We start from the raw sequence: 9,587 nt of genomic DNA, 5'->3' as shown, positions 1-9,587 counted from the left end.
CGCCAACCTCACTTGTCTCACCCATTGTTAATATGCCATCACTGGAAAGCTCCACCCGCGCTTTAGAAACAATGCGCCCCGTTTGGCTGAGATTTGTTTGCGCATGCAAAGCAATGGTATCATTGCTTTCTATTGTGCCACTATTGCTTAAATCACCATGGCTGGTCAGTTGAAGGTCACCACGTTCAATCTCTATGTGTCCTGCTTGGATCACACTATCAGCAACAATATTGATTGCCCCTTGCGTAGAAATGAGACCATCAACATTCTCAAAACTACCCACATCAATGCGCAAACCATCCCGCGCTAAAACATGTGCACCTCCGTGGCAATGCAATAGTCAATGATATTGTTCATGGCAATGCTGTTGTTTGTGAGAATGCCGTTATATCTATAGGAAATGTCGTTCGCGGAAATGCGAAAGTTGATGGATATGCTCGTATTGAATATAACGCCACAATTTACAATAATGCTCAAATTTCGGAAGTATGGAAGTACACAGTGACGCTAAAATTTGTGGAAACACTCGTATTTTCGGAAGGGCGATTATAGGTGGGAATATTTATATCCGCCATTCTAGAGACTAATATTCAATAATCAATCGGGTCTCTTTCTAATCCCACAAACCAGCCTTCTCGCACAAGCGTGATTCACGCCACGGATGAATTGCGCGCAATGTAGGAAATCAAGATGAGTGAACAAAACACTAACCTAATAGAAATTGAAGAAACACATCATTTAGCCGTTGAACAAACTGTCATGGAACGTATTTTAAATAAAGCCTTAGAACGTGACGTCGATATGGATCGCTTAGAGCGTCTTCTCAAATTGCGAGAACAAGAGATAGAACGACAAGAGCGCCAAAACTTTGTCCGTGATCTTTCGGCTGTGCAAATGGAATACAAAAATATCGAACAAAACGCCATTAATAACCATACAAACAGCAAATACGCTACGCTTTATCAGTACATTAATGCTGTAAAGGAAGGGCTTGCAACATACAACTTTGCTTTGTTTGCTCGTATTAAAAATCAAACAGCAACAAACATTACCATAGAAATAACTCTGTCTCATCCTTCAGGCAATGAAATATCAACAGAAGGAACATTTCCAATTGACAATGCAGGCTCTAAAAATAACATACAATCAGTTGGTTCCACAATTACCTACGCACGCAGATATCTCTTAGGCATGCTTCTTAATGTCTCAAGCAAAGAAAACGATACAGATGGAAACCCGCCTATTAAAAAGGCTTTTCCACAACAGATCAATGAAATCAGAAGACTCATAGTACAAACCCAAGCAGAAGAAGAAACAAAACAAGCAAAAGGTAGAAACAGATTCTACTATACAAGATGCCGATATAGCAACGCCACAAGAACAAAGAACGGCGGTGTGAGATGGAACAAAGAACAGCAGAATGGTTTCAAGCAAGGCTAGGAAAAGTCACCGCATCACACATTTACAACATACTCAGTAAAACTACAAAAGGAGTGCCTACAAGCAAATATGAAGACTACAAAATCAAACTCATAACAGAGCGCTTAACAAGAGAAACAAGCCCCTATTATGAAACTGAAGATATGCGTTGGGGTATTGAACATGAAGAAGATGCCTTGAGAGAATATAGCTTCATTTATGATGCCGATATAACAAAATGCGGGTTTATTCCACACCCAAAAATGAAAATGGCGGGGGCTAGCCCTGATGGTCTCATTGGAGAAGACGGTTTAATCGAAGTCAAATGTCCGAGATCAATAACACATACGCGTTTTTGTATAAGTGACGAAATCAAACCAGAATATCACGCACAAATGCAATTCCAAATGGCTTGTACAGAACGAAAGTGGTGTGATTTCGTAAGTTATGACCCACGTTTTGCAGGAGAATCCTTTCACTTGCGCATGAAAGTCAAGCGTGTTCTCCGTGATGATCAACAAATTGAACAGATCAATCAAGCGGTTGAAGCCTTTTTAGCAGAGATAGAACGAGAGATAAAACAACTCTCAACAAAAGCTGCTTAAACCTATGGGGGTGTTTTGTTCCCCGCATATCTACAAGCACCCCCACCCTTTTACATAAGGAAATTAGACGTGTGTAACATCAAACATATTATCATACAGCCTGCTAAAGATAAGGAATTTTGTTTTTTTACCATTGGCTATGAAGGTAGGTCCCTTGAAAATTATCTTAGTTGTCTCATAGAAAACAATATCAAAACTTTATGTGATGTTCGTAAAAATCCAATAAGTAGAAAACACGGATTTTCAAAAAGACAATTAGAGCAAGCTGTAAGCAATATTGATATTGAATATATGCATATGCCTGAATTTGGAATTGCCTCTGAAAAACGACGAAATTTGAAAACACAACAAGATTATGACCGCCTTTTTGAAGATTATAAAAATACAACTCTCAAGAATAATTCTTGTGCAATAAATAAATTATATCAAATTTTTTTAAATAAAAAGCGCGTTGCAATCACCTGTTTTGAAGCCAATGTATGTATGTGTCATAGAGGAAAAATAGCCTTGGCTCTTACACAATTACAAGATTGGAAATATAAAATTAAGCACATCTAAAAAATAAACTTGCAGATTTTTAAAAGTTGGAGTGCTTCACATGCCTCCTAGCCCCCCCACCCTTTCCTAACAACTTTCAAGTAATGCGTGATTCACGCCACACGTGAATTGCATCTCAATGTAAGGAGAAAAGATATGGCGCCTCGTCCAGCTGCTATAACGCAACCAGCCATTGCACGCGCTTTAAGAGAAGCTAAAAAACAAGGTTGTGAACTCGTAGAAATCAAACCTACCGGTGAACTGCTTATCTATCTCAAATCCGATATTCCACTACCAAATTCAGCAGCGCATCCAGACAAACTTTTAGATTTGTCAAAGAATGAATATTACGAAACCGCGCTCTCTAAGATGTAAAATTGCTTATGCCTAAACCACGCCCTCCTCATCTTGTCAAACAAATTACTCAACATGGCAAAATTGTATGGTATGTACGTATTGGTCATGGCAAACGCATTAGAATACGCGGTACCTATGGAACGCAAGAGTTTGTTGACAACTATAAAAGCGCACTTGCCGAGTTACAAGGCATCATCCCCCCAAAACCTAAAGTAGGTAAACTTGTTGAAGGGTCATTTGCATGGCTGCTTAAGCAGTATTTAAACAGCTCTAATTGGCATAGCTACTCTAATACTACAAAGAAACAAAAAGAATACATTCTTATGAAGATATGCGACTCCATAGGAAATATTCCATACCAAGCAATTGAAAAGAAACATATTATAGCCGGTGTTGAACGGCGTAAAGAAACACCAGCAATGGCTATAAACTTTCTGAAAGCCCTTAATGGGCTGTTTAATTGGGCAATTGATCAAGGTCTTTTGGAAAATAATCCAACTTTAGGAGTCAAAAGACCATCTACCAAAAATAAAGACGGCTTTCCTGTTTGGACAGAAGAAGATGTTGAGAAATATTATCACAAATGGCATCATGGTACCCATGAACGTGTCTGGATTGATGTTCTTTTATATACGGGCTTGCGTCGTGGTGATGCCGTTCGCATTGGCTGGAAAGATGTCAAAGATAATATCATCCATCTCAAAACAGAAAAGAGCCAATTTAAAACAGATGTTTTTCTTCCTATTTTACCGGAATTAGCCAAAACGCTTGAAACTGGTCCTATTGGTGATGAAACATTTATTTGTGGTAAAACTAATCAAAAACTCTCTAAAGAAAGCTTTGGCGATACATTTAGAGACGCTTGTAATGCGGCTGGAATTAAAAAATCGGCGCATGGATTGAGAAAATTAGCAGCAACATGCGCAGCTAACTCTGGTGCAACAGTATCACAACTCAAAGCAATTTTTGGCTGGACAAATAATGCTATGGCATCTCTTTACACAAAGAGCGCAGACCGTAAAAGGTTAGCTATAGAGGCGATAAAAAAGCTCCAAAAAAATGAGGGATAGAGGCAAAAAAACTCAATAGAATCAAGATTCACCTATTCCCTCATATTAGACATAACTATTTTATTTTACTTGCTTTTTATTTGCCTGTCACGCCAACCATTTTATTTTGTAAATAATTTTTTTATTTTACACATACTTGTAAATGTACTAGCTTTTAAAACCTTGTCTGTTAAAGTTTATGTTTTCTTCCTTTGCATAATTTAGCGTTTTTAAATTCTATTCTTGAAAAACTATGCAATATCTTAACAAACTATCTATTAATCTAAGCATATTGCTCAATAATCTTTTCTTCCATTCCGATTAACTTTTTGCTTATCCAACAGAAAAAACATTATAAATATACCCTATTTCCAATCATATCTGGAAAAGGTTTTAAACTGTCGATGCAAATCTTATATAACGTTTTATTCAAATAGCGCAAATCAGCTATTCCCTCCAATATACCTTTTAGAAGCACTAGATATCTGAATATTTTTATTTAAAAAATTAAAATCTTTTAAAGAGCTTTCTTATTGAATTGTACTTATTTAAACTCAATAAAAACTTTCCTTGAATATATATGTCGTTCTTACAAATTTATCTCTCATAAACTGTCAGAGCAATAGCATTTTCTTTTCGCAGATATGAACGATCTAAATAGAATAAATATCTGGAAAGGTAAAATAATACAAAAATATACGACCGGAATTTGATATAATTTATCAAACATTTTCAACTGGATATTTCTTATTATTACGAAAACGATCGTTAGAACTTTAAAAATATTGCTTTGTAAAATTTTTTTAACAGGAAAAAGAAATGATAAATATCATAATTACCTTTCATTTTTTCAGAAAAAACTATCATGTTTAATAATGAAACTCTTAAATAACACACTCAAAGAATTAACTTATGAAAAATTATTTTAAATAATTTTACAAAGAACACTTTAAAATGCGTATTAAAATGATTGACCTTTTGCAAGAAATTTGTCAGAAAGCATATCTAGTTTGGAGGGGTGGCCGAGCGGTTTAAGGCACCGGTCTTGAAAACCGGCGTGCAGGAGACTGTACCGTGGGTTCGAATCCCACCCCCTCCGCCACAGCACTTTTATCGTGCTATAATTTATTGATTTCATGTGTGTTTTTTCAAGGTGCGGGATTCGTAAATAAAGGTTCGGGAATAGGATTCTCGAACATGCTTCTACGAAGCGCATGCTTGTTTGCTAACTTTCTCTAATAATTTTTTAAATTCTGCTAAATCCTGTTGTGAAAGATTATGTAAATTTCTAACAAACATGCCAACAATTTCACGACTCAACGGATTAGAAGGCTTTATAGTGAAGCTTTTACGACAAGCATCTGATTCTCTTCTCAAAATTTCTGCTACCTCTTGATCTAAAGCATAGAGTTCAATTACCTTTTCCTCCAGTCCTACAGGAACAGACTTTTTGCCAATTTCTACAGATGATAAAAATGCTACAGATATATCTAATTTTTTAGCCATATCTAAAAGGCGTTCTGAATGATCAATGCGGAGTTTGCGTAAGGTTTTACCAAATGGTGTTGGCATCTAAAAAATCCTATTAAAAAAGAAGCTCTCTCGTGATTCTAGCAGAAATTCTTAGGTTTTGGTTAGCTCCTTTTAAAAATTGACTTCCTACCCTCCTTAATACACAAGGTTGTATGGCATGACGGATAAATCTCTTGACATAAGCTTGCAATGTAGTACATTGTAGTACGGTTAAATAGGAGATTTAGTAATGGGAAAAATTCAAGCCCGCATACCTGATGAAGTTCAAGAAATTGCAAGTGCAGTTATTAAGTCTACGGGTTTAACTGTATCGGATGCAGTGCGCATGTTTATGACCCGCATTGCTAGAGATAGAGCATTACCGCTTGATCTATTCCAGCCAAATCTGGAAACATTACAAGCTATCGAGGATGCCGAAATGGGACGCGTCGAACGTACATCATTAGACGGCTTAAGAACCATGATACGCGCAGATAGAACCGAAGCGCGTAAATCTGAAAAGCAAACCTAAGCTTGCTATGCGGGAAATTGTCTATACTCGGTCGTTTCGGCGTGATCTCAAACGTGAAAGCAAAGGTAAATATGCTAATGCACTAGAGCAGGATTTGCTGCTTGTGGTCAAAGCGTTAGCGGAGAATGAACCGCTAAAGGCGCATTGGAGAGATCATGCACTAACAGGTCGGTGGCGCAATTGTCGTGATTGTCACATAAAGCCCGATTTAGTTTTGATCTATCGAAAGCCAGATGCCAAAACACTAGAGCTTTTACGACTTGGTTCCCATTCTGAACTGCGTTTATAATTGGATCTTCAATTCATAGTAAAAAGAATTTTACGCATTTTTTTCTTTTATGACAGTTATTCAGCTCTTTGAAAACCACTGCTTTAAATGTGCAATGACATTATCTAGCGCATCCATGAGGCGTGCAAAATCAAGGATCAACAAAAAGATAAAAAACGCTATCCATTTCATAAAGCGAGACATCATTTTCACACTTTGGTAGGTAAGTATCATTTCTTGAAGCATTTCTTTTTCTGCTTCTGTAAGCTCTATATCGTCTTGTGTTTTTTTTCTAGCCATGTTTCCACCCACACAAGCGTTGACCCTGCTCGTTATGCTTTAAGATCTCTCTTGCTAAGTTTGAGCTAATGGTGTTCAGATCTTGCCGGCTTAAATAAATAGGTAACCAACCAACACAAGAAGAAGCATATTTATTTGTCGCGCAACCAGTGAGAGAGAGCAGCACGCACATCAGCATCACTTTTTTGATTAATTTCACTTTCCACCTCCAGCCGTGTTGTGGCTGCTTTTAAAGCTTTTTCTGTTTGCTTTTGTTGCTCTACTTTTTTCCCAAGAGTAAAAGCTCTTGCTAAGGCAATAAAAAAAGCGGCTAAAGCCGCACCTGTTACCATCAAGTTTCTTTTCATCCATAAGATCATAGGCGGTGCTCCTGAAAGCGTTTAGCAACAAAGAAAATGCCCGTACATGCCGCTAAAATCATAACAGCGGCTAATGCCCATTGAATGGGTCCATTGCCCGCTAAAAATCCACCAAGACCTGAGAACGAACCAATAATGGGTGCCAATGCTTCTGCTTTAAGAAACCCTGTTGGTTGGTTCATTTCTACTGTTTGATAATTAGAAGAAACATAAGCCCCTTTCGCCCACAGCCCTGCCTCTGCTACACGCCGGTGTACAAGACCTTGTAAACGTTTGCCTCCCGCTTTAGTCCATTTTTGTAATTCGAAGGGAACGGCTTCATAATCCCCCCGATTAAGCCTTTTAAGCAATGTAGAGTTTTGGAAAGCTGCAATACCCACATTATAACAAAAGGAAACAAGAGCGCCAAACTGTTCATCGCTTAAATTCACACAAACTGCTTTTTCTACCGCTCTCTCATATTGCTGCAAATCTGCTAAAAGCATGGTTTCGGCTTTTTTTTCCGTAATCACCATACCCTCAACAACTGTTGGTTGACCGGCTTTTTTCGTATGACCATAACCAATCGTCCATATGCCAGAAGTATCTTGATAAGCCTGCAAGCGCAAACCTTCCCACTTTTTTAAACAGTATAAACAGTCTTTACTTATTTTCCGTGCCATTGTTCAATTCACCTTATAAATATACCTTTATGAGTACTGCTCCGTCACCGCCGTCGCCGCCAATTTTGTCGCCTCCGTGTTTCCCATCAAAATATCCGCCGCCGCCACCACCACATTCTTTACCACCTCTACCACCGTTACCACCTTTGTAACTCTCACCACCCTGCCCCATGATAGAACCCTTGCATTGACCACCACCTCCACCGCCGCCGCCAAGAAAAGAACTTCCACCGGTACCAGCTCTCTTGCCGTCACTTCCACTTCCTCCACCATTCCCACCAGAAAAAATAAAACTCTCCCCACTGCTGCCCCCTCTGTTTCCTCCTCCATCACCGCCTTTCCCTCCAAAGTTAACGAGAGCCATGGAGACGGAATATCCTCCTTCTGCTGTAACAAGACCTTTGATCATTGTTCTGCCACCATTGCACAAAATGTTACTGTCGTTGCCTTTACCACCACGACCAATGTAAGCTGTTTTTAATTTATCTAAATCAGAACCTTTCATTTTAACATGCACGCATTGACCGCCGCCGCCACCGCCATCCTTAACGCCACCACCTCCACCACCCCAAGCCCATACTTCGATATCGGTGTCAGAAGTAATACCAGCAGGCAGTGGAATATCTCCACTTTCCGTCATCAGAATTTCAACAGGTTTGCTTACCCCGCCACCATTGTTGCCACCGCCGCTGCTATGGCTACTATTTGCTTTGATTGAAGCCATCAGTTTGGCTGGTGAGATAAGGGCATCCACTGTTTTTGTGCCATCAATCCAGTCTTGTTTTGCAAGAGGTTGAATGAGATCAACTTTTTTCTGTACACTATCCGCTGTTTCTTGTGCGACACTTGCTACAGCTTGTGCCCTATCTCCTGTTTTTTGCGCAGCTTCAGCGGTATTTTTCGCATCTACAGCGTGAACTTTTGCATCCTTTGCTGTACTTAATGCAACATTGGCAATATCCTTCGCCTCACTGGCTGCATAAAGCCCTTGTTGTGCACTTTCCTGTGCGTGCTGTGCCACATCCTCAATTTTATCAATTTTTGCAACTTGTGCACGTTCTTGAGGGGTTAAAATAAGATGCGTATTCCCCTCTTTCATATTCTCCATATCAAAGGCATTTTTTGCTATTTTATCTGGATCATAGATCAATCTTGACATACCAACAGACTTTGAGTCTACAAAATAACGAATGGTATTTTTGAGATCTACTGGAGATATGGGATAATAAGCACCTTCATCTCCCCTCCGCCATTTTTCCATCGTTGGCTGCGTAGGACTCAACCATCGTAGCTTTAATCTTTCCTCTGTGGTTAAGATCTTTTTGTTAGGACCCTCGTGCATATTTTCCATAGAAAATGCATTTGACCCCACATTGTCCGGGTCATATGTAGCAGCCTTCATATCGCCAATTCCTAAAGGCGATATTTTTACCCAGCCAGCGCCTGATAAAATCGCATTCTCATGCGCTTCACCACTTGCTTCAATATCGTGGATTGTGACCTTATCTTTGTAAGCAAGAGCTCCAATATCTCTCTTTGCAACAGCATCATCAGCCTTTTTCCCTTGAGCAGCAGTTGCAAAATATTCTACCTCATAAGCTGCTGCACTCCCCACTGAAACAGGTGCAAGAGCCTTACTATCTAAAACACCTTCTTTGACTTCTTCTTTTGTTGCTGGTTCAAGCTTAAATATGTGCGTATGATAGGGTAATGGCATCGCGTTTCATTCCTTAGTAATTCTATTTTTGAGGTTGTGGGGGATGAGAGACTGTAATTCATCAATAAGTTTTTGCATGATCTCTATGCGTTTATCTGTTGCTTCTTGATACTGTGCCAAAGCGCTTAAAAGATCATGCTGTATATCGTTTTTGACAAGATCAAGCACCTTATTCAATGGCGCATGAACCATTCTATTGCTTGCATAAAAAAGGACGCGGATTTGCTCCGCATCCGCAATATCATCAATAGCAGACGGATTATTGATCAT

The 9,587-nt window shown here is 39.1% G+C and carries 14 protein-coding genes, 1 tRNA gene and 1 pseudogene; 9 read left to right on the top strand and 7 right to left on the bottom strand.

Going from position 1 to position 9,587, the window contains the following annotated elements; translation table 11 throughout:
* Positions 1–322: pseudogene (locus PVV60_RS06680) on the bottom strand (hypothetical protein); the annotation flags it as partial.
* Between PVV60_RS06680 and PVV60_RS06675 the strand changes: the two are divergent.
* The 7 genes from PVV60_RS06675 to PVV60_RS06645 all read left to right on the top strand — a co-directional run bounded on the left by PVV60_RS06675 (position 316) and on the right by PVV60_RS06645 (position 5,069).
* Positions 316–552, top strand: a complete 237-nt coding sequence (locus tag PVV60_RS06675) for a hypothetical protein (protein WP_273723926.1) — start codon at positions 316–318, stop codon at positions 550–552. The pseudogene PVV60_RS06680 and the gene PVV60_RS06675 sit on opposite strands and share 7 nt — an antisense overlap.
* A gap of 138 nt (positions 553–690) precedes the next feature.
* Complete coding sequence (locus PVV60_RS06670) at positions 691–1,440, top strand: ERF family protein (protein ID WP_273723925.1); 750 nt, start codon at positions 691–693, stop codon at positions 1,438–1,440.
* A complete protein-coding gene (locus PVV60_RS06665) occupies positions 1,401–2,024 on the top strand; it encodes a lambda exonuclease family protein (RefSeq protein WP_273723924.1) in 624 nt (207 codons plus the stop codon). Before PVV60_RS06670 ends, PVV60_RS06665 begins: the two co-directional genes overlap by 40 nt.
* 69 nt (positions 2,025–2,093) lie before the next feature.
* Positions 2,094–2,582, top strand: a complete 489-nt coding sequence (locus PVV60_RS06660) for a DUF488 family protein (protein ID WP_273723923.1) — start codon at positions 2,094–2,096, stop codon at positions 2,580–2,582.
* A gap of 135 nt (positions 2,583–2,717) precedes the next feature.
* Positions 2,718–2,936, top strand: a complete 219-nt coding sequence (locus tag PVV60_RS06655) for a hypothetical protein (protein ID WP_273723922.1) — start codon at positions 2,718–2,720, stop codon at positions 2,934–2,936.
* Positions 2,937–2,944: 8 nt separating this feature from the next.
* On the top strand, positions 2,945–3,988 hold the full coding sequence (locus PVV60_RS06650; protein WP_273723921.1) for a tyrosine-type recombinase/integrase: 1,044 nt from the start codon (positions 2,945–2,947) through the stop codon (positions 3,986–3,988).
* A 991-nt stretch (positions 3,989–4,979) separates the two neighbouring features.
* Positions 4,980–5,069, top strand: a tRNA-Ser gene (locus tag PVV60_RS06645).
* Between the two features lie 101 nt (positions 5,070–5,170).
* Here PVV60_RS06645 and PVV60_RS06640 read toward each other — a convergent pair.
* Positions 5,171–5,539 carry a helix-turn-helix domain-containing protein gene (locus PVV60_RS06640; RefSeq protein ID WP_273723920.1) on the bottom strand — a complete coding sequence of 123 codons (369 nt, stop codon included), beginning with the start codon at positions 5,537–5,539 and terminating at the stop codon, positions 5,171–5,173.
* Positions 5,540–5,729: 190 nt separating this feature from the next.
* Between PVV60_RS06640 and PVV60_RS06635 the strand changes: the two genes are divergently transcribed.
* Positions 5,730–6,011, top strand: coding sequence for a type II toxin-antitoxin system RelB/DinJ family antitoxin (locus PVV60_RS06635; RefSeq protein ID WP_273723919.1), 282 nt, complete (start codon positions 5,730–5,732; stop codon positions 6,009–6,011).
* Positions 6,012–6,018: 7 nt separating this feature from the next.
* Complete coding sequence (locus PVV60_RS06630) at positions 6,019–6,300, top strand: type II toxin-antitoxin system YafQ family toxin (protein ID WP_273723918.1); 282 nt, start codon at positions 6,019–6,021, stop codon at positions 6,298–6,300.
* A 60-nt stretch (positions 6,301–6,360) separates the two neighbouring features.
* On the opposite strand, the gene PVV60_RS06625 is transcribed toward PVV60_RS06630, so the two are convergent.
* The 5 genes from PVV60_RS06625 to PVV60_RS06600 form a co-directional block, all read right to left on the bottom strand.
* Positions 6,361–6,579: a hypothetical protein gene (locus tag PVV60_RS06625; RefSeq protein ID WP_273723917.1), complete on the bottom strand. Its 219-nt coding sequence runs from the start codon at positions 6,577–6,579 to the stop codon at positions 6,361–6,363.
* Between the two features lie 131 nt (positions 6,580–6,710).
* The gene (locus tag PVV60_RS06615) at positions 6,711–6,938 is read right to left on the bottom strand and encodes a hypothetical protein (RefSeq protein ID WP_273723915.1); all 228 of its coding nucleotides are present in this window, start codon (positions 6,936–6,938) and stop codon (positions 6,711–6,713) included.
* Positions 6,935–7,600: a lysozyme gene (locus PVV60_RS06610; RefSeq protein ID WP_273723914.1), complete on the bottom strand. Its 666-nt coding sequence runs from the start codon at positions 7,598–7,600 to the stop codon at positions 6,935–6,937. The genes PVV60_RS06615 and PVV60_RS06610 overlap by 4 nt, the downstream gene beginning before the upstream one ends.
* A gap of 13 nt (positions 7,601–7,613) precedes the next feature.
* Positions 7,614–9,317, bottom strand: a complete 1,704-nt coding sequence (locus tag PVV60_RS06605) for a hypothetical protein (protein ID WP_273723913.1) — start codon at positions 9,315–9,317, stop codon at positions 7,614–7,616.
* A 6-nt stretch (positions 9,318–9,323) separates the two neighbouring features.
* Entirely contained in the window at positions 9,324–9,587 is a 264-nt protein-coding gene (locus tag PVV60_RS06600; protein WP_273723912.1) for a hypothetical protein, read from the bottom strand.

The organism is Bartonella sp. AU18XJBT (genome assembly GCF_028618595.1).
Taxonomy (GTDB): domain Bacteria; phylum Pseudomonadota; class Alphaproteobacteria; order Rhizobiales; family Rhizobiaceae; genus Bartonella.
The sequence above is the reverse complement of the archived record's forward strand: the minus strand, read 5'-3'. Positions and strand labels throughout refer to the sequence as shown.

Excerpts from the sequence above, each read along its gene's own strand:
- PVV60_RS06670 (WP_273723925.1), top strand. The coding sequence starts at position 691 with ATGAGTGAACAAAACACTAACCTAATAGAAATTGAAGAAACACATCAT.
- PVV60_RS06665 (WP_273723924.1), top strand. The coding sequence starts at position 1,401 with ATGGAACAAAGAACAGCAGAATGGTTTCAAGCAAGGCTAGGAAAAGTC.
- PVV60_RS06655 (WP_273723922.1), top strand. The coding sequence starts at position 2,718 with ATGGCGCCTCGTCCAGCTGCTATAACGCAACCAGCCATTGCACGCGCT.
- PVV60_RS06650 (WP_273723921.1), top strand. The coding sequence starts at position 2,945 with ATGCCTAAACCACGCCCTCCTCATCTTGTCAAACAAATTACTCAACAT.
- PVV60_RS06640 (WP_273723920.1), bottom strand. The coding sequence starts at position 5,539 with ATGCCAACACCATTTGGTAAAACCTTACGCAAACTCCGCATTGATCAT.
- PVV60_RS06635 (WP_273723919.1), top strand. The coding sequence starts at position 5,730 with ATGGGAAAAATTCAAGCCCGCATACCTGATGAAGTTCAAGAAATTGCA.
- PVV60_RS06630 (WP_273723918.1), top strand. The coding sequence starts at position 6,019 with ATGCGGGAAATTGTCTATACTCGGTCGTTTCGGCGTGATCTCAAACGT.
- PVV60_RS06625 (WP_273723917.1), bottom strand. The coding sequence starts at position 6,579 with ATGGCTAGAAAAAAAACACAAGACGATATAGAGCTTACAGAAGCAGAA.
- PVV60_RS06615 (WP_273723915.1), bottom strand. The coding sequence starts at position 6,938 with ATGATCTTATGGATGAAAAGAAACTTGATGGTAACAGGTGCGGCTTTA.
- PVV60_RS06610 (WP_273723914.1), bottom strand. The coding sequence starts at position 7,600 with ATGGCACGGAAAATAAGTAAAGACTGTTTATACTGTTTAAAAAAGTGG.
- PVV60_RS06605 (WP_273723913.1), bottom strand. The coding sequence starts at position 9,317 with ATGCCATTACCCTATCATACGCACATATTTAAGCTTGAACCAGCAACA.
- PVV60_RS06600 (WP_273723912.1), bottom strand. The coding sequence starts at position 9,587 with ATGATCAATAATCCGTCTGCTATTGATGATATTGCGGATGCGGAGCAA.